The sequence below is a fragment of the Pantoea cypripedii genome, from assembly GCF_011395035.1.
Classification (GTDB): Bacteria; Pseudomonadota; Gammaproteobacteria; order Enterobacterales; family Enterobacteriaceae; genus Pantoea; species Pantoea cypripedii_A.
This window is the reverse complement of record NZ_CP024770.1, coordinates 577,461-595,541: the sequence shown is the minus strand read 5'-3', so window position 1 is coordinate 595,541 and position 18,081 is coordinate 577,461. Positions and strand designations below refer to the sequence as shown.

At 51.3% G+C, this 18,081-nt stretch carries 20 protein-coding genes; 11 read left to right on the top strand and 9 right to left on the bottom strand.

The annotated features are described in order from the left end of the window. Positions 1-3 precede the first annotated feature (3 nt). From CUN67_RS26080 to fdhF, 5 genes are read right to left on the bottom strand one after another with little or no spacing between them, the layout of a single operon-like run. Positions 4-513 (bottom strand): hypothetical protein, encoded by a 510-nt coding sequence (locus CUN67_RS26080; RefSeq protein ID WP_208718362.1) that lies wholly within the window; start codon positions 511-513, stop codon positions 4-6. Between the two features lie 32 nt (positions 514-545). Further along, complete coding sequence (locus CUN67_RS26075) at positions 546-1,481, bottom strand: cytochrome d ubiquinol oxidase subunit II (protein WP_208718361.1); 936 nt, start codon at positions 1,479-1,481, stop codon at positions 546-548. 11 nt (positions 1,482-1,492) lie between these two features. Continuing rightward, entirely contained in the window at positions 1,493-2,860 is a 1,368-nt protein-coding gene (locus CUN67_RS26070) for a cytochrome ubiquinol oxidase subunit I (RefSeq protein ID WP_208718360.1), read from the bottom strand. Beyond that, on the bottom strand, positions 2,853-3,335 hold the full coding sequence (locus tag CUN67_RS26065) for a DUF1641 domain-containing protein (RefSeq protein ID WP_208718359.1): 483 nt from the start codon (positions 3,333-3,335) through the stop codon (positions 2,853-2,855). Before CUN67_RS26065 ends, CUN67_RS26070 begins: the two co-directional genes overlap by 8 nt. Further along, complete coding sequence (gene fdhF, locus CUN67_RS26060) at positions 3,335-6,307, bottom strand: formate dehydrogenase subunit alpha (RefSeq protein ID WP_208718358.1); 2,973 nt, start codon at positions 6,305-6,307, stop codon at positions 3,335-3,337. The genes CUN67_RS26065 and fdhF overlap by 1 nt, the downstream gene beginning before the upstream one ends. 314 nt (positions 6,308-6,621) lie before the next feature. Here fdhF and CUN67_RS26055 point away from each other — a divergent pair, with 314 nt between their 5' ends. Continuing rightward, positions 6,622-7,107, top strand: coding sequence for a CinA family protein (locus CUN67_RS26055; protein WP_208718357.1), 486 nt, complete (start codon positions 6,622-6,624; stop codon positions 7,105-7,107). A gap of 49 nt (positions 7,108-7,156) precedes the next feature. Here CUN67_RS26055 and CUN67_RS26050 read toward each other — a convergent pair whose 3' ends face one another. After that, positions 7,157-8,290: a glutathione-independent formaldehyde dehydrogenase gene (locus tag CUN67_RS26050; RefSeq protein WP_208718356.1), complete on the bottom strand. Its 1,134-nt coding sequence runs from the start codon at positions 8,288-8,290 to the stop codon at positions 7,157-7,159. 259 nt (positions 8,291-8,549) lie between these two features. Here CUN67_RS26050 and CUN67_RS26045 point away from each other — a divergent pair, with 259 nt between their 5' ends. The 4 genes from CUN67_RS26045 to CUN67_RS30615 all read left to right on the top strand — a co-directional run bounded on the left by CUN67_RS26045 (position 8,550) and on the right by CUN67_RS30615 (position 10,099). Further along, positions 8,550-8,717: a general stress protein gene (locus CUN67_RS26045; protein WP_021185151.1), complete on the top strand. Its 168-nt coding sequence runs from the start codon at positions 8,550-8,552 to the stop codon at positions 8,715-8,717. 196 nt (positions 8,718-8,913) lie between these two features. Beyond that, positions 8,914-9,387, top strand: coding sequence for a YciE/YciF ferroxidase family protein (locus CUN67_RS26040; RefSeq protein ID WP_208718355.1), 474 nt, complete (start codon positions 8,914-8,916; stop codon positions 9,385-9,387). Between the two features lie 24 nt (positions 9,388-9,411). Beyond that, a complete protein-coding gene (locus tag CUN67_RS26035; protein ID WP_208718354.1) occupies positions 9,412-9,921 on the top strand; it encodes a ferritin-like domain-containing protein in 510 nt (169 codons plus the stop codon). A 55-nt stretch (positions 9,922-9,976) separates the two neighbouring features. Further along, positions 9,977-10,099 (top strand): hypothetical protein, encoded by a 123-nt coding sequence (locus CUN67_RS30615; RefSeq protein ID WP_302882840.1) that lies wholly within the window; start codon positions 9,977-9,979, stop codon positions 10,097-10,099. 137 nt (positions 10,100-10,236) lie between these two features. On the opposite strand, the gene CUN67_RS26030 is transcribed toward CUN67_RS30615, so the two are convergent. Beyond that, positions 10,237-12,024, bottom strand: coding sequence for a thiamine pyrophosphate-requiring protein (locus CUN67_RS26030; protein WP_208719510.1), 1,788 nt, complete (start codon positions 12,022-12,024; stop codon positions 10,237-10,239). 44 nt (positions 12,025-12,068) lie between these two features. Between CUN67_RS26030 and CUN67_RS26025 the strand changes: the two genes are divergently transcribed. Together CUN67_RS26025 and CUN67_RS26020 are read left to right on the top strand one after the other, a co-directional pair. After that, positions 12,069-12,305 carry a hypothetical protein gene (locus tag CUN67_RS26025; protein WP_208718353.1) on the top strand — a complete coding sequence of 79 codons (237 nt, stop codon included), beginning with the start codon at positions 12,069-12,071 and terminating at the stop codon, positions 12,303-12,305. A 333-nt stretch (positions 12,306-12,638) separates the two neighbouring features. Then, entirely contained in the window at positions 12,639-13,130 is a 492-nt protein-coding gene (locus CUN67_RS26020) for a DUF6130 family protein (RefSeq protein ID WP_208718352.1), read from the top strand. Between the two features lie 291 nt (positions 13,131-13,421). On the opposite strand, the gene CUN67_RS26015 is transcribed toward CUN67_RS26020, so the two are convergent. Further along, complete coding sequence (locus CUN67_RS26015) at positions 13,422-13,931, bottom strand: nuclear transport factor 2 family protein (RefSeq protein ID WP_208718351.1); 510 nt, start codon at positions 13,929-13,931, stop codon at positions 13,422-13,424. Positions 13,932-14,049: 118 nt separating this feature from the next. Between CUN67_RS26015 and CUN67_RS26010 the strand changes: the two genes are divergently transcribed. Further along, positions 14,050-14,367, top strand: a complete 318-nt coding sequence (locus CUN67_RS26010) for a winged helix-turn-helix transcriptional regulator (RefSeq protein ID WP_208718350.1) — start codon at positions 14,050-14,052, stop codon at positions 14,365-14,367. Positions 14,368-14,371: 4 nt separating this feature from the next. Here the strand turns inward: CUN67_RS26010 and ripR are convergent, their stop codons facing one another. After that, positions 14,372-15,250, bottom strand: a complete 879-nt coding sequence (gene ripR, locus CUN67_RS26005) for a LysR family transcriptional regulator (protein ID WP_208719509.1) — start codon at positions 15,248-15,250, stop codon at positions 14,372-14,374. Between the two features lie 91 nt (positions 15,251-15,341). On the opposite strand from ripR, the gene ripC reads away from it, so the two are divergent. From ripC to ripA, 3 genes are read left to right on the top strand one after another with little or no spacing between them, the layout of a single operon-like run. Continuing rightward, positions 15,342-16,184, top strand: coding sequence for an itaconate degradation C-C-lyase RipC (gene ripC, locus CUN67_RS26000; protein WP_208718349.1), 843 nt, complete (start codon positions 15,342-15,344; stop codon positions 16,182-16,184). Between the two features lie 26 nt (positions 16,185-16,210). Continuing rightward, on the top strand, positions 16,211-16,738 hold the full coding sequence (gene ripB / locus CUN67_RS25995) for a (R)-specific enoyl-CoA hydratase RipB/Ich (protein ID WP_208718348.1): 528 nt from the start codon (positions 16,211-16,213) through the stop codon (positions 16,736-16,738). 11 nt (positions 16,739-16,749) lie between these two features. Next, positions 16,750-18,072, top strand: a complete 1,323-nt coding sequence (gene ripA, locus CUN67_RS25990; protein ID WP_208718347.1) for an acetyl-CoA hydrolase/transferase family protein — start codon at positions 16,750-16,752, stop codon at positions 18,070-18,072. The last annotated feature ends 9 nt before the right edge of the window (positions 18,073-18,081 follow it).

The window sequence follows — 18,081 nt, the reverse complement described above, 5'->3', positions numbered from 1 at the left end:
CCTTCAGGGGTATATCCACTGGGTAAAGTGGACCGGTTGATGGTTATCAGCGTTGACACTGATTGCTACCCGCCCCGGTTGCTGTGGCTGGAGTCCCAGCCATACCGTATGGCTCCCTCCTGTATTACGGGATGAATAAGTCAGCCGCATATCACTTCCATCCGAAAGGGCCTGGACTGGCTGGGGCTGTAATGTTTGTATCTGCAAGGTATTAAGTGCCCCACTGCCTATTGTGACAGTAAACTGTTCACCGGGTGGCGTAGTAATCCTGATACTCATTTCCATATTGCTCTGTACCCGACCAAAGCGTTCATATTCAACATTTACCGAACCATCAGGTGACTGCACCAGGCCATTACTTAAAAAACCTTTGGAAAACAGGCCGCATGCTCCAAGAATGACAATGGCAATGAGAATGTATTCCCCGATGCGCTGAATCAAAGACTCTCTGCGTAACCAGATGATGTTTTCTTTTATCGGGTAATCCCGGCTGCTGAATTCATCTTTATTCATAGAGTAGAAACCTCGTGAACGTTAAAGATGTCTTACTTCGGATGATGGCCTTTCATTATCCAGAACGACCAGGTGTGATAAATCAGCGTCAGCGGGATCATGACTGCAGCCCCGACCAGAACGACCTGTTGGGTAACAATGGAAGCCGCGCCTTGATATAAATTAACCTGACCTGGAATTATCCAGGGATAAACAGCGCAGATGATACCTGTTAACGTCGTGGTAATAAGCATAAGGGTCATGATTAACAGCCAGATGGCATTACCGCGCCAGAGCGTGACGAGCTGTAAAAACCAGAACAGCCCCATAATCAAAATGATGAATTTACCGAACGGACGCTGCCAGCACTGCAACCAGAGTGACGGGTTGAGCAGCAACAGAACGATAGATATCAGTAACGTTATGACCCACCACATCCAGGCATGTGCGCCTGCCAGAGGAAACACTGAATCCCCGATCCGCCAGCGTAGCCAGCAGCTCGCCAGCAACATATAAATCGTCATGGTGCCAAGTCCGCTTATTATGGCAGCAAGATTTATGCCGCCATCCGGCTGTGGGGTGATGATGACACCCGCACACCAGCCCTGAGTAAACGCAGCCAGGGCCGAGCCAGCTGCCATCAGGCGGTCAAGCCAGCGTCGCAGCCTGACTGTAGCTTCAGCGCGGTACTCCAGCGCCAGTGCGCGCCAAAACAATGACAGCAACATAAGAAACACCGGCGCAGCCAGCGAACTAAAGACAAGGCTATACACGCCAGGGAATAATGCGAGCATGCCCCCTGCAAACAGTACCAGCCAGGTTTCATTCGCATCCCAGATTGGCAGAATGCTGTGGGACATCAGCTCCCGCTGCTTTTCTTCACTGAACCAGAAGAACAGCATTCCCACCCCTAAATCGGTGCCATCCAGTAACACATACATCAGCAGAGAGAAGCACAGTATCAGGCCAGACAGTTCAGCAGGTTGCATACCTATCCTCCTCAGTTTGGCGTTTTCAGGATTAGTACCACCGTTTCTTCTTCCTGAGGTAACGGTGATGCCACCTGCCGCAGGAGATAGCGCAATCCGAGCGAGAAACCCAGACCATAGGTCATCACAACCAGCAAAAAGATGACGAGGGTCGCGCTGAGCGACAGGGGAGAGACGCTGTCGCTGGTGCGCAGCATGCCGAAAACTGTCCACGGCTGCCGGCCAATTTCTGTCACCATCCATCCCGAGAGTAATGCGACGAACCCTGCCGGTGACATCCACACCAGCCCGCGTAGCATGCGGCGGGCGTGCCAGAGTTTTCCCCGCCAGCGCTGTAATCCGACCACGAAGCTGGTCATAAGCATGACTATGCCGAACCCAACCATGATCCGAAAGGCGATAAATACAGGGGCAACCGGAGGCAACTGGTCACGGGGGAATTCGCTCAGGCTTTTGATGTGGCCGGTCATATTGTGCCGCAGATACAGTGAACCTATATCCGGGATGCTGACTTCAAAATGGTTGCTCTGAAATTGCTGGTCCGGGATGGCAAATAACCTCAGTGGTTCACCTTCACCGTTTCCCGGAGGATGCCAGGCCCCTTCGATAGCCGCGAGTTTGGCGGGTTGATAGCTTAGCGTATTTTCTCCATGCAAATCCCCCGTCACCATCTGCAAGGGCAGCGCGAAGAGCGAAAGGGCCAGTGCGCCTGAAAGCATCAGCCGGGATGCTGTCTCATGGGGTGACCGGAGTAGCCGCCAGGCCGCCACCCCCATCAGCAAAAAAGCCACGCTGATTAATGAAGCCAGTGCCATATGCATGAAACGCCAGGGAAATGAAGGAGCCGCCAGCAGCATCCATCCATTCAGAGGTAAAAAATGTCCGGCATCATCCCTGGAGAACCCGCCCGGTGTCTGCATCCAGGAATTTGCTGCCAGGATCCAGAACGCGCTCAGAAAAGCCCCAACGGCAACCAGGCAGGTGATGGCAAAATGGAGCTTCGGCGGGATTTTTCCCATGCCAAATAACATTACGCCGGTCAGTGCCGATTCCAGAAAAAAAGCCACCAGGACTTCATAAAACAACAGCGGACCGATCATGCCTCCCACCTGGCGAGCAAAACCTGCCCAATGCGTGCCAAACTGAAATTCCATCACTACGCCTGACACGGCTCCCACCGCGACAGTCAGCGAGAAAATTTTTAGCCAGAAGTGCAGCGCCTCGCGGGCACCGTTGTGTTTTCCCCACAACCAGCGGGCCTCAAACCAGACGAGAAAAGGTGCCAGCCCCAGCGTCAGCGCTGCCAGGGTAATATGCATGCTCATGGTCAGCCCAAACTGAACGCGTGCAATTAAAAGCACCCAGTCAGCGCTACTCATGGGTGCTTTTACCGCTATAGCGGGTCACCGGCGGCTGTTCATCCTGGCGCATCTGTTCACTGAAGGTTTCGACGGCAGCGAAAAATGGCCTCAGACTTTGCCACAGTGCGTCATCATTGAGCAGCTTCAGTACACCGCGAACGCCCGGTGCGGCCGACTGTTCTGCGTCGTCACTGGCGGGCTTGAGTGCCATTGCTGCTTCGCGTAATGCCAGCAAAATATGGTTAAAACGTTCCGGCGGTATGGTTCCGATCGCCATCAGCAGCAATGAGAAGTTTTGTATCGCGTTTTGTGTCGCTGGCCGATTCAGTCCGGCAACCAGAATCTTCCCGATATCGCTGTTGGCTTTGACCGCATCGTTGGCCAGACGCAGAAAACCATGCTGATGCAGGTTTTCAATCAGTTCATCAAGCGCCTCCTGAGCGGTGGCTTCGGTTCGCGTTGGCGGAACCTGATACTCAAGTCGTTCAGCCATTAATATTTCTCCGGATGTTCGCTGTGATACGGGGGCTGGCAATAGCCTTCCTGCTGCCATTTATCCTCGATGGGCAGATGATCAAGTGGCGTGCGGCTGCCGTTGCGGAAATTGTGCTGAGGAATGGGATCAGGCTGCGGGCGGCGCGACAGTCGGGTCAAACTGACCGCAATTTCTTTATAGGCGGGTGTATTAACGTCGGGATCATGGTGTTCACCGGTGAGGCCGTTGATGCCAGGTTTACCGTGATGAATGGGTATGAACAGCACATTGCCTTTAACGCGTGTTGTCACTACCACCGGCACATCCAGCTCGCCCCGGCGGGATCGCAGCTGCACCCAGTCTCCCTGCTGTAAACCTCTCTGTTCCGCCAGCTCGGGGGAGATCTCGACAAACCAGTTAGGTGACAGGGACATAATGCGTCCACCCTGCCCGGTCTGATTAGTCGACTGGAAATGCTCCAGCATACGCCCGTTATCCAGTATTAAATCGTATTGTCCGTCCGCCTGCTCCACGGGCGGCTGCCATTCCAGCGGGTGAAGTTTTGCTTTGCCGTCGGGGAAGTGAAATTGTTCGGTATAGAGCAGTGGCGTGCTCTCTCCCTGTGGCGTGACCGGCCAGATTTGCGATTGCCAGCCCACCAGACGCTCATAACTTACACCCGCAAAAATCTGCGCGATGCTCGCTGCTTCCGCCATAATCGCGCCGGGATTCGGGTAATGCCAGTCATGCCCGAGCTGCGCCGCCAGTTCGGTGAGAATCTGCCAGTCGGGTCGGCAGTCACCCAGCGGATTCATCGCAGGTAAAAAATGCTGGATTCGCCGCTCGGTGTTAACGAAGGTGCCCTCTTTCTCAATGGACGGACACCCGGGTAACACCACATCGGCAAATTCCGCAGTACGGCTCATGAAGATATCCTGCACCACCATAAAATCCAGGCGGCTGAAGGCTTCGTGAACTTTGGTTGCATCCGCGTCTGAAAAAGCGGTTTCTTCACCAATGACATACATCGCGCGCAGCTTCCCTTCATACGCATGCTGTACCATCATAAAGTTATCCGCGCCTGGCTTATCCGATAAGACCTGAGGATGAACACCCCAGGCTTGTGCCCACTTAGCACGGATATTCGGATCGCTGACTTTCTCATACCCCGGATAAAGGTTACTCAGACAGCCAAAATCGCTGGCCCCCTGCACATTATTGTGACCACGCATGGGGTAGCCGCCGGTACCCGGACGGCCATAATTACCGGTGACCAGCAGCAGATTGGAAAGCGCAGTACTGGTATCAGCACCGTGACTATGCTGCGTAATACCCATCGCCCAGAGCAGACAGACGCTGTCCGCCTGCCCAATCATCTCCCCTGCTTCTGTCAGTTGCTGCAGCGTCAGTCCGGTGATTTTACTGGCGAACTCCAGCGTGAAGGGCGCAAGCGATGCCCGGTATTCCTCCACCTGGTTTACACGTTGTGCAAGAAAGGCCTGGTCAGCATAGCCGTGATCAAACATATATTTCGCCATCGCCGATGCCCACACCATGTCGGTGCCGGGGCGAATACGCAAAAAGCAATCCGCCCTGTCTGCCATTTCATGGCGGCGCGGATCCACGACCATCAGCTTTTGCCCGTGATGCTTGTGGCTTTGTTTGATACGGGTCGCAATGACAGGATGGTTTTCCGCCAGGTTACTCCCAACGGTGATAATAAGCTGAGCCTGTTGCAGGTCCCTGATGGTCCCGGCATCACCCCCATACCCCACCGTGCGGAACAATCCTTCGGTGGCCGGGTTCTGACAGTAACGCGAGGAATTATCGACGTTGTTAGTGCCAAAGATTAAGCGGGCTATTTTCTGAGTCAGGTACGCTTCTTCATTACTTGCTTTACTGGAGCCAATAAAACCAATGGCATCACCACCATAACGAAGCTCAACGTTGCGTAACCCTTCAGCGACGCGTTGCAGCGCCTCCTGCCAGGATGCCGGGCGGAAACGGCCATTTTCACGTATCAGCGGCGTGGTAAGTCGATGAGGGCTATTGACAAAATCCCAGCCAAATTTCCCTTTTACACAGGTAGAGATGCCATTTGCCGGTGCTTCCGCCACAGGTTGTATTTTCAGGATATGGCGGTCACGCGTCCAGACTTCAAAACTGCAGCCTACCCCACAATAGGTGCAGACGGTTTTGGTTCTCCTGATCTCCGCCTGGCGCAGGGCATTATCAATCAGGGAAATACCGGTAATCGGTTCCATACCAATGCTGGGTTCGAGCGTTTTAATAAAATTAATCAGCGGACGTTTTAATCCTTCATCCATCGCAGTAAAGGGTCCGGCGTCTGGCTGCATGGTTTTTTCCAGTAATGCATTGCAGGGGCACACCGTGACGCAATGACCACAGCTGACACAGCTGGATCCCGCAATCTGCGTGCCGCCATCCCATAGCACCCGTGGATGGGCATCGGTGTAATCAATCGACAGGGTTTCATTAACCTCGACATTCTGGCAGGCTTCGACGCAGCGGCCGCAGAGAATACATTGATCCGGATCGTAGGTATAAAACGGATTGGAATTGTCTTTATCGTCAGGTTTAGGCTGGTAGGGATAATACTGAATCGGGATATGCATATCAGCGACGGTATTATGCAAAGTGCAGTCGCCTGTGTTGTGTTCACATACCGTGCAGTAAAGTTCATGCCGGTTCAAAAGGCGATCCATTCCTTCCTGCTGCGCAGCCCGTAAATCATCACTTTCACTGCTGATGACAAGTCCATCATGGGTGGTCAGCGTGCAAGCCCGGACACGTTCTCCATTGGCGTCCACCCAGCATACATCGCAACTTTTCAGTGGTGGTAATGCCGGGTGATAGCAAACATGAGGAAGTTTTTTCCCGCTGGCCTGTAAAAAATCAATTAAGGGTTGATTTGCCTCACCCATTAATCGCTCACCATTGAATAAAATACTGCAACTCGTTTCGCTCATTGAATGCCTCATCACGACAATGCAAAAGGCCAGTAGACAGGCTTATATCTTAATTATTTAATGTGGATCTTTGAATTCTAGTCGTAATGAAGCGAGTTTCCATCCAGACCGTTTCGGTTATTTTATTTGGTAGGACTGGCATTTTCTTAACGTAATGAAATAAGAAGAAGAAAATCAGAAGGTAACGAGACATTGCAAAAATGATAACCAGGAATAGTCTGCCTTTTGCCGTATCGCTTATTTCAGGCTGCGGATTCAGTTTTTATCTATAATTTCCTTACGTATAGGTAAAAGGGAAATTATTCCGGTGAACTATGAATGAGGAATTAATCAAAGCTGCAACGGCCTTAAGTAAGACACTGTTATCCCAGGGGCTGACAGTCACCACCGCGGAGTCGTGCACCTCCGGCTGGGTGGCATCATCTCTGGCCGCTGTAGCTGACAGTAGCCGTTTTTACTGCAGCGGATTTATTACCTATTCCGATCGGGCTAAACAGCGTCTTCTGGGCGTGAGCAGCGATACATTGCGTCGCTATACCGCCGTGAGTGGGCAGGTCGTCCATGAGATGGCTGAGGGGGCAAAACAGCGCGCAGGTGATGACATCGGTATAGCGGTGAGTGGCTATGCAGGGCCAGATGGCGGTGAAGATGGCACCCCGCCAGGTACAGTCTGGTTTGCGTGGTACTTAGCCGACGACCAGGTCCATACTGCCTGCCGACAATTTGCAGGAAGCAGCGAAGCGGTAGTCCATCAGGCAACACTTTTTTGTCTGGAGGAATTGCGGCGGATACTGGAGTGATGATGTTGTGGCGGTCACGACCAAAAGCAGCGACCACCAGGGGAACGGATCATGGCTTAAGGATCACTTTGGTCCACCCTTCAGAGCGGTCATCGAAATGTCTGTAACCCTCAGGTGCATCTGCCAGCGCCAGCCGGTGGGAAATAATCTGCCCCGGGTGTGCTTTATCCTGAGAAATCAGCCGTGCCAGCTGGCGGTTATATGCCTTAACATTGGCCTGCCCGGTGCGAATGGCCTGCCCTTTAAACCAGAAGCTGCCGAAATCGAATGGCATTTTCCCCTGCTTAGCCAGTTCAGTTGCCGCGCCAGGATCCTGAGGGACAAACACCCCCACCACGCCAATTCCGCCGGTGGCTTTGGTGGAGGCAACCAGGCAGTTCATTGTCACCGAATTATCCTCATGCCCATGCTTATCGCAGCATTGATACCCCACACATTCACAGCCGCAGTCGGTACCGCGCCCCCCGGTCAGATCCAGAATTTTTTGTACGGCCTCTTCAGCTGGCGCATTGATCGCAATGGCTCCCATTTTTTCCGCCAGCGCCAGGCGGTCCTGATGGGTATCAATCACAAAAACCTGCGAAGCCCCTTTGATCATGGCTGAATGTGCAGCCATTAAACCAACGGGTCCGGCACCATAAATCGCCACACTCTCACCGGGACGTAACCCTGCCAGCTCGGTAGCATGCCAGCCGGTGGGGAAAATGTCGGACAACATGACATAGTCCTCTTCCTTTTCGGCTGCATCCTGTGGCAACACCAGACAATTGAAATCGGCAAAAGGTACCCGCAACAGCTCAGCCTGCCCTCCGTCCCAGGGGCCCATTTCAGCAAAACCATAAGCAGCGCCTGCGGCACCCGGGTTAGCCGTGAGACAAAAACCGGTCAGTCCTTTTTCACAGTTTTCACAAAAACCACACCCTACATTGAAGGGCATACAGACATAATCGCCCACCTTAATCCGTTCAACACCACTACCAATTTCAACGACCTGGCCGAGATTCTCATGACCAAATATTTTCCCTTCTTCAAAGCTGGTTCTTCCTTCATACATATGGAGATCAGAACCACAAATATTGGTGGTGGTAATACGTACCAGGACGTCCGTAGGACGGACGATTTTCGCATCCGGTACATTTTTTACCGTTACGTCATAAGGCCCGTTATAGACAATTGCTTTCATAAATTATGTTCCTCATTGGATGATTCATTCAAATTCACGTTATAAATTAACAAGCGGAGCGAAGATCTTTACAAAGCAAAAAATACCGTACACACAACCTATTAAAAATCAAGCCTGGCATAATATGAGAAACAAACAAAATAAATGAGGTATTTTACTTGCGCATTATCACTTCTTAGTTAGGCTTTAAATTGAACGACGCACATGACAAAAAGAATATTTATTGTCATGTAAATTACACTCATGAAGAGGAATTATTATGACTCAGCACAGAGGCGGTTCAGGAAATTTTGCAGAAGACAAAGAGAAAGCGTCTGAAGCAGGTAAGAAAGGTGGACAGCACAGCGGCGGTAATTTCAAAAATGACCGTGAAAAAGCGTCTGAAGCCGGTAAAAAAGGCGGTCAGAACAGTAACCGTGGCTCCTGAATAAATTTACCGCTCTGGTAATGTTCAGATTTCGGCAGGGATGCTGAAAGCCTTATGGCGACACTCTCTTTTTCAATGTGTTGTCCTCCAACATAAAATATAAACTATCCTCTCTCAGGACCAGATATTTCGTCCCTGATTGGTTGCCATACTTCACAAATATATTACCTGTATTATTTCTCTGGAGTCACTTAATATGAAAGTGGAAACATTAATAGAACTATTCATTCATGACCTTTCAGATATTTACAGCGCTGAAAAGCAAATTACCCGCGCCTTACCTAAAATGGCACGAGCGGCAACTGACCCTGACCTTATTAATGCTTTTCAGCTGCATCTGGAAGAAACGCAGGGACATATAGAACGGCTTGATAACGTTGTCGAAAGCCATGAAGAATTACGCATCAGGAGAATGAAATGCCATGCGCTCGAAGGTTTAGCCGAAGAAGCTCAGGAAATTATTGAAAGTGTTGTCGCAGGTCCGGTAAGAGATGCCGGCCTTATTGGAGCGGCACAAAAAGTTGAGCATTATGAGATTGCTACGTATGGAACACTCATCGCGATGGCCAAAAAACTGGGACTGAACAAAGCAGCTACGTTACTCGCCGAAACGCTTGAAGAAGAAAAAAATACGGATGTTAAATTAACCGAAATAGCCGAACAGCAATAATCTGTTGCTCACAAGGAGTAAATTATGTCTTCTTCACTTTCTCATTATCATGACTGGCTGAAAGATGCGCATGCAATGGAAAAACAGGCCGAATCCATGCTTGAGCAAATGGCTAAACGACTGGAAAACTACCCTGAACTGAGGATTCGCATTGAACAGCATCTGGAAGAAACCCGACAGCAGCAGACTTTGCTTGAAACCATTCTTGATCGACAGGGTATTGCCCATTCAAGCATTAAGGACGTGATGGGAAAAATGGCCGCGATGGGACAAGCTTTTGGCGGCATATTTACCGAGGATGAGGTGGTGAAGGGTGCAATAACTGGGTATGTTTTTGAAAATGCGGAAATAGCAAGCTATATGAGCCTTATCGAAGCGGCAGCTCAGGTGGGTGATGATGAAAGCATTCCTCTCCTGAAGCAAATATGCGAACAGGAACTGGCTATGTCTGACTGGCTGGTGAGTTATCTGCCTGAACTCACCCAGCAATTTCTTATACGAAGTGAAGAGCCTGGAGTGGAGGCAAAGCGGTAAGAGCGATTGGTTTACCATGGCTAACTTACCATTCAGCTTATAGGAGGTGAATATCATGACTGATCGTCCTCTGGAAGGTGACCATCCTGACTATAATCCGCAAAAAAAATCGCCTGATAAAAAGCTAAAAGATGATGAAAAAAATGCACCGGAGTCAGGCGACAAACAACCTGACTGATAGTTAAACCGCCGAGAGGCGGTTTACTATTTTTTACCCGCCAGCCCCGGTTCCCTCCCTCAGGATCATTTTCTCCAGTTTTGCGCACTCTCCGATAAGTTCCGGCAAATTATCCTGCAACTCCGGAGGCAATGCGCTTATTGATCTCGTTTTTTTGAGAACAACTGGCTGGCAGTGTCCCGAATGACCTGAGATGCGCCGCGGTCGCCTTTAGCCATGGATGACATAAACGCTTTAGCCTGTTTAAAAGTAATATGCGGTGGCAGAGGGGCCACTTCCGGATCCGTTTTGACTTCGAGCAATACAGGACGGTCAGCGCTGAGGGCACGCTGCCAGGCACTGGTTAGTTGCTCCGGATCGTCAACGTAGATGCCTCTCAGCCCCAGCGACTCGGCAAATTCAGCATATTTAACGTCTGGCAGCTGCTGTGTAGCTTCAAAACGGGGATTACCTTCCATCACGCGCTGCTCCCAGGTTACCTGATTCAGATCCTGATTATTAAACACGCATATGATGAGGCGCTTATCCGCCCACTGCTGCCAGTATTTCTGGATGGTGATCAGTTCCGCCATGTTATTCATCTGCATCGCCCCATCCCCTACCAGTGCCACGACCGGGCGTTCAGGATGGGCAAATTTTGCCGCTATGGCATAGGGAACAGCTGCCCCCATGCAGGCAAGGCCGCCTGACAACGTGGCACGTTGTCCCTGCTTGACGCGATAGTCGCGCGCAAACCAGTTGGCGCAGGAACCGGAGTCTGATGTGACGATGGTATTCTCAGGCAACAGCGGGGACATTTCCCAGACGACACGCTGAGGATTAACAGGGTTAGCTGAGGCAAGCGCGCGCTCCTCGATTTGTTTCCACCACTCCCGGACCTGAAGTGCGATGCTTTCCTGCCATCTGCGATCGTCTTTATGAGACAGGAGAGGTAACAATGCACGAAGGGTTTCGGCTGCGTCGCCGTGGAGATTGACCTCGCAGGGGTAACGTAACCCAAGCATGGCCGGATCGATATCAATCTGCACGGCACGCGCCTGTCCTTCTTTTGGCAGAAATTCTGTCCAGGGGAAACCACTGCCAACCATCAGCAGGGTATCGCAATGCTGCATCATCTCCCAGGAAGGTTCCGTCCCCAGCAGACCAATTGAGCCTGTGACAAAAGGGGCATCATCCGGCAGCACATCTTTGCCGAGTAAAGCTTTGGCAACACCAGCGGCCAGTACATTCGCTGCCTGTACAACCTCAACTGCGGCACCCCGTGCGCCTGAGCCAATGAGAATGGCGACCTTTTTTCCTGCATTGAGTACATCTGCCGCACGTTTCAGGTCTGCATCATAGGGAATGACCTTTGGCGGCTGGTATCCGCTCCCGGAGTGGGTGAAACCATGAAGATGCGGGGGAGACTGCCATTCTTCATCCTGAATATCTTTAGGAATAATCACTACCGCCACGCCATTCTGCGCTTTGGCAATGCGCACGCCCCGATCGATAAGGTGACGTACCTGTGCAGATGATGCAGCCTCCTGTACAAAGTTCGCCACATCCGAGAAAACGCGATCTAAATTCATTTCCTGCTGATAGCTGGCTCCTCTGGCTGTCGCTTCTGCCTGACCTGCAATGGCCAGCACGGGAGCATGGTCCATTTTTGCATCATACAATCCCGTCAGGAGATGCGTTGCTCCCGGACCTCCGGTAGAGAGGCAAACGCCCAGTTCGCCGGTAAACTTGGCGTGTCCGGCGGCCATAAAGGCCGCCATTTCTTCATGGCGTACCTGGATAAACTCGATCCCCTCTCCTTTTTCGTTTGCACGCTGGATAGCCCCCAGTACGCCATTTATACCGTCACCCGGATAACCATATATGCGAGTCACACCCCATTCTTTCAGGCGCTGCACAAAGAAGTCGCTGGTTTTCATGCTCATCATGGGTTTCCTTCTTCAGGTCATGTGAACCTAAAGCATAGACGATGAGACTGACTGAACTTCCCGCTGATGCGTGTGAGGGGAATGTATTATCCTGTGATCCTGATCTGAAACCTGCGCTATTCAGGAACAGAATCCCGTTCTTTCAAGGCATGGCCAGCGAAATTGTGGTTGATGCGAAGAAAAGCCTCCCGTCAGGTATTTTTATTTCTTCCCGTTCCGGCATTAAATATGCCTTCCCCGAATTCGCGAAACATAATGAAGGCCGTAATCCTGCCTGATGCGCTGAATTCTGCACACGTCTCTGTTGTTAAATAAAGGTGGGTCAAAGTTCGACTGCTGGAGACACCCCCACTTATAGCAGTAGCACTCTCCTGCCTGAATTGCCCACTCTCATCCAGTATCTGGATCTTTTGAGACGTTTCCCGAAAAAACGTCCTGCCTCCAGGTGGACCCTATTTGATGGTATTCCAGCTGGAGGTAATTTTGTATCGCACTGTATCTGTCTATTTGACTCATACACATAGTTGCATAACTCACCATTCGGCACACATCACCGGTACATTGCCGTGTTCTTCTGGGTGCATCAAACAACAACCTGGAGATACCCCCCGATGTTAACCCGACTGCTGATTTCATCCTTACTGATAGGCGCTTCGGCGACCTGCGCCTGGGCCGACAGACTCGGAGACCTGAGCGCCAGCGATGTACTTGGCCCGGCAGCCGTCGCGCCACTTGAGAATCCTCAACCCCCGGTAAAATTGATTGTTGACGCTCCACTGGCTGGCCCGCTGCGTAAAGGGGCGGTATTTATTCAGTATCGCGCTGAGAATCTGCGCATTGAGCCAGTATTTGGACCTGAGGCGCTGAAAATTACACCACGTATTGGGCATATTCACGTCATTGTCGATAACAATCCGTGGCACTGGGCAGACACAAGCGGTGAACCCGTAATCCTGGTCGGACTGCCAGCAGGAAAACACAAGGTGACAATTATACTCGCCGATCCCACTCATAAGCCGCTCGACAGCAAAACTGTATTATTCACAGTACCTGAATACGCCGACCACCACGGATCAACCTCCAAAGTAAAGCATTACAAATGATACTTTGAGTAAATGAGTATTTGTGTGCTCATCGAATAACCGCAAGGTGCTGAACACTTCACCAGCACCTGCTATCTGCTGCAACCTGGAACGGATGTGTGATTCCAGGTTTTTGCCACAATGTAGAATAACTTTTAGAGTTAGATTGGCGACGCCAACAGCTATAAGGTTAATCAAAGGAGATAAAACATGATGTTCGGGTCAGTTTTAAATTTCCCCAGAGGCTTCTTTCTTCCCTCATATTGATATCGTACGTGATATCGCATTATCAGCCATATAACCCCTGGAAAATTAACTTTTTATTGCAAGTGAATCTGCAAAATACAACTCCAGCCGCCGAAACGAAATCCGCCATCCTTTCTTCGTTCTTTCCAGCTCATCATGAAATGCACCATTTGCATTGAAATGGATGTTTGCACCCAGATCAACACGACCCCGATGTGTTGCAAAGAAATCTGTCCTGGCCTGTGCCCGATTCCCTTCAACACTGACGATGGGCAGGCTCAGCATATGCTGCCAGTTTGAAAAACTACTCATGCTGCCAGGCTGACCATCTTTTCCGCGCATCCAGGCTGCAAGCTCCAGATAAGTTCCCGCCGGACCACCGGCAGCCGTGTAATCGACTTTTCCCTCAGGGGTAAACGTGTCATCCCACTGCTTCAGAATATCCGAATCTTCCCCCTGGTGGCTGTCCTGGCCTAATGAGTAACGCGAAATGGTGTCCTGAATATCCAGACGATCGAGCAAATATTGCAACAGCCCTGCATTCACTAGTAAGTCAGACATGCTGATTTCCTTCATATGAGAATCCTGAAGACACAGTGCCCTCGGGTGTTTTGGGATGTTAGCGGCATGGTATATATCAGACAAGAATGCACTATTTCGTTATATACTCACCAAAAAGTAACCATAGGTCTGGATGATGGAAAAGACGCAATGTTCCGCACAGCAGCTGACCGACGCACTGCGTGTACTTGAAGGACGCTGGAAAACGTTAATTATCTACCATTTGTTTAAAGCACCAGTGATGCGTAACTCTGAACTGCGCAGAGCTATTCCTGAGGTATCCCAGAAGATGCTTATTCAGCAACTGCGTGACCTTGAAAAGGAAGGGATTGTCAGCCGGACTGTTTACCCTGAAGTACCACCGAAAGTGGAATACCGGCTGACAGAACAGGGGCGCGCACTCCAGCCCGCTCTGCAAGCCCTTCAGGACTGGGCTGTACAGCGACAGTAATGCTTCAGATAAGTGTCTGCATAACAAAGTTACGCAGTATTGGCGAGGTGTCACTTCGTCTGAATGCCAGTGCCAGCTTTGCTGTCGGTGCTTCATCTGCAATCTGGCGGAACACAACGCCATTTACTTTTACCTGTCCCATTGAAGCAGGTACCACAGACACCCCCATTTCCGCCGCAACCAGATTAATAACAGAAGCTATCTGTGGGGCAAGTTGCGCGATGTTTGGCTCAAATCCCGCATTTCGGCATGCATCAATGACAGAATCATACAACGTGGGACCAATATCTCGTGGAAACAGCAGAAAATCTTCGTTATGAAGTTCGCCAAGCGCTATCGACTCCTGCACGGCAGCGGGATGATTTTCTGGCAATACCAGGACCATTGATTCTTCAGAAAGCAGGCGCAGCTGAAAGCGATCACTGCCCGCAAAACCCGGGCGCAGGAATACGGCATCCAGGGAACCTTCACTCAACCCATCAACCAGTCGGGTGGTATTGCCCTCCTCCAGCTGGAGCCTGACATCCGGATAAGCCCGCCGGAAAGCTCTGATTGCCGCCGGAACCACGCTGTTAAACGTAGCTGAAGCGGTGAAACCCACTCGCAATTGTCCCAGCTCACCCCGGACAGCCCGCTGTGCCGCACGGGAGGCCCTTTCAGCGGTCGCTGGCATCTCTTTGACGACAGCAAGGAACGCTTCTCCTGCTTCTGTCAGTTCCGCACCATAGGGCATACGCCGGAACAAAAGAGCGCCCAGTTCATTTTCCAGATCCTTAATCTGCTGGCTGAGGGGCGGCTGACCAATCCCCAGTCTTGCCGCAGCACGCGTGAAATGGCGTTCTTCTGCAACTGCCAGAAAATAGCGAATGTGGCGAAGTTCCATCATCATCTCTAAAAGCTATTAACAATCCCAGCATCATATATTGGATAGATGTTAACCGCGAGCGCAGACTGAACGTCACAGGAGGAACGTTATGTCTGACTTTGTTAAACACCCCATGCGCAGCTGGTTATTTACACCAGCCACCAGACCAGACCGCTTTGCCAGCGCAGCGGCAAGCGGAACGGATATTGCCATTCTTGATCTTGAGGATTCCGTTGCCCCACCGGACAAAGAGTCTGCCAGACAAAATGCCGTTTCATTCATTACCTCACGCCAGTCTGACAAGCTGCCGCTGGCCCTGCGGATCAATGGTCTCGATACCCCGGCAGGTATTGAGGATCTCTGTATGTTGTTTGATTGCGGCGCTCAGCCGGATTATCTGATCCTCCCGAAAACGGAGTCAGCTAGCCATCTACAGATACTCGACCGTCTTCTGACCGCTGCCGGGGCAAAAACCTCGCTTATCGGGTTGATCGAGTCCCTGCGGGGTCTCAATGTAGTTGAAACGATTGCAGGAGCCACCCCCAGACTGGCTGGACTGATGTTCGGTGCCGCAGATATGGCCGCAGATATCGGTGCCAGTATCAGCTGGGAACCGCTGCTTCAGACACGGTGCCGGATAATCAACGCCTGTGCCGCCTGCGGTATCGCCGCTATCGATGCACCATTCTTTGATATTCATGATCAGGATGCTCTTGAGGCTGAAGCCCTTAAAGCTGCCGTTTATGGCTTTACGGCCAAGGCCAGCATTCATCCTGCCCAGATAAGCGTCATCAATACACTTTTCACTCCCACAGAAGCAGAAATCACACGAGCACGTTCGATCCTTGCTGAGAACGCCAAAGGTGTCGGCACTCTGAACGGCATGATGATTGATGAAGCGGTTGCCCGCCAGGCGCGGCGGACGCTTGCCCGCGCCGGTCTTTCTGCCTGATTAACAATGTCAAACCGGAGAACGTTATGGACTCTTTACTACCTGCTTATAAGGCGCTGGGCGAACGTCGCTACCGCGAAACCTCAGGCCTTTACTGGGAAGACTTCAATCCCGGTGATGTATTTGAACATCGTCCTGGCCGGACAGTGCTGGACACTGATAATGTGTGGTTCACCCTTCTTACCCTCAATATTCAGCAGGTTCACTTTGACGCAGCGTATGCCAGTAAGACGGAATGGCAAAAGCTGCTTGTCGATTCAACCTTCACCCTCGCATTACTGACGGGAATGAGCGTCCGCACGGTCAGTGCCAAAGTGGTGGCTAATCTCGGCTGGAACAACGTGAAAGCTACACATCCTGTATTTGCCGGTGACACGCTTTATGCCGAAAGCACGGTGCTGAATAAACGCTTGTCAAAAAGTCGCCCCGGCCAGGGAATTGTGACGGTACAGACGCGCGGCATTAACCAGGATGGCAAAGAGGTGATGAGTTTTGAACGCACCATGCTGGTTTATCGTCGGGGCCACTCGCCAGAAGAATCAACCGGATACTGAGGAGTTGAGTCATGGATATTAGCGCACTTTATGCAGAGAAATTAACCACCCCTGACGACGCCGTTTCGGCCATTCCTTCGGGTTCACGGCTCTCTATGGGAATGTATGCAGGAGAACCTCCCGCTTTACTGAATGCTCTGGCACAGCGGGCTGAACAGGGTGAAGTAGGTGATCTCAGAGTGTATTATTATGAGACCGCGCGCATCGCCGGAGATTCCATTCTGCGATATGAACTTAATGATCGGATTAAGCCTTACAGCATGTTTATTACTGGGGTTGAGCGTGCACTTATCCGCCGTGGTATGGAGGATGACGGACGTAAGGTGGTTAACTATGTGCCATCAAATTTCCATCAGGCTCCTCGCCTGCTTGCTGATGAAATTGGCATCGATACCTTTGTTCATACTGTTTCCCCAATGGATCAGCACGGTTATTTCAGTTTTGGCACCGGTAATGACTATTCCACCCGCATTGCCCGTTCCGCACAACGGCTGATCCTCGAAGTGAATCGCCACATGCCACGCGTGCAGGGTGATGGTGCAGCGATCCATATTTCCGAGGTGGATGTGATAGTCGAGAATGATGCTCCACTCATTGAACTGCCTACACGAGCCGCCAGTCCGGAAGACGAAACGATCAGCAGGATCATTGCGGGGTTGGTTCCGGATGGTGCCTGTCTGCAAATGGGGGTTGGTGCGCTGCCAAATCTTGTCTGCGCCGCACTGGGAGCAAGAAACGACCTCGGTATTCATACTGAAGCACTCAATCCCGGGTTGGTCGAACTGGTCCGGGCCGGGGTGGTAACCAATCGGCGTAAAAATATTGACCGCGGGAAGTCAGTATTCACCTTCGCGATGGGCCAGAGAGCCATGTATGACTATCTGGATGATAACCCTTCTGTTTTCAGCCGACCGGTCGATTATGTTAATGACCCTCGGGTTATTGCACAGAACGATAATGTCGTCTCGATTAACGCGACACTGCAGATTGACCTGACTGGTGCATGTAATTCGGAGCATATGCTCGGGCATCAATACAGTGCTTCCGGCGGTCAGCTGGATTTCGTGAGAGGTGCTTACGCTTCAAAAGGCGGCCGGTCAATTATTGCGGCACGATCCACTGCTGCAAAAGGAACCGTATCCCGTATTGTCCCCCGCCTTGATGGCCCGGTCACGACACCGCGAATTGATACCCATTTCATTGTAACCGAGTATGGCAGCGCCAACCTGAAAGGTCTGTCATCGACAGAGCGTGCCTTACGCATTATTGAACTGGCTCACCCCGACTTCAGAGATGAGCTGACCCGCGCTGCCAGAAAAATGCATCTCATTTAAGGAGCTTAT